We start from the raw sequence: 588 nt of genomic DNA on the forward strand, positions 1-588 counted from the left end.
TCGCCGACCATCTGGTCCGGCGCAGCATCTGGATCGTCGGCGGCGACGGCTGGGCCTACGACATCGGCTACGGCGGGCTCGATCAGGTGCTGGCGAGCGGCCGCGACGTCAACCTGCTGGTGCTCGACACCGAGGTCTACTCCAACACCGGCGGCCAGGCCTCCAAGGCGACGCCGCTCGGCGCAGTGGCCAAGTTCGCTGCCGCCGGCAAGCGCGTCGCGCGCAAGGATTTGGCGCTGCAGGCGATTGCCTACGGCAACGTCTATGTCGCCCAGGTGGCGATGGGCGCCAACCCGCAGCACACGCTGCTCGCGTTCCTCGAGGCCGAGGCCTATCCGGGTCCGTCGCTGATCCTCGCCTACAGCCACTGCATCGCGCACGGCTTCGATCTGCGCTACGGCATGCGCCAGCAGGATCTGGCCACCGCCAGCGGCTACTGGCCGCTGTTCCGCTTCAATCCGGCGATGCGCGACATCGGCGCGCGGCCGTTCCGGCTCGACTCGCCGCGGCCGACCATCCCGTTCAAGGATTACGCCTACAACGAACTGCGCTACCGGGTGCTCGCCCACACCGACCCGGCTGCGGCCG

Annotated in this window: 1 protein-coding gene; it reads left to right on the forward strand. The window is 69.6% G+C overall.

All coding sequences use genetic code 11. The features are described 5' to 3' along the window. Window positions 1-588, forward strand: a 588-nt coding sequence (locus tag NA637_RS25290) for a thiamine pyrophosphate-dependent enzyme (RefSeq protein WP_256075411.1), incomplete at both ends; no start/stop codon positions are given.

This window comes from Stutzerimonas stutzeri (assembly GCF_024448935.1).
GTDB lineage: Bacteria > Pseudomonadota > Gammaproteobacteria > Pseudomonadales > Pseudomonadaceae > Stutzerimonas > Stutzerimonas stutzeri_AO.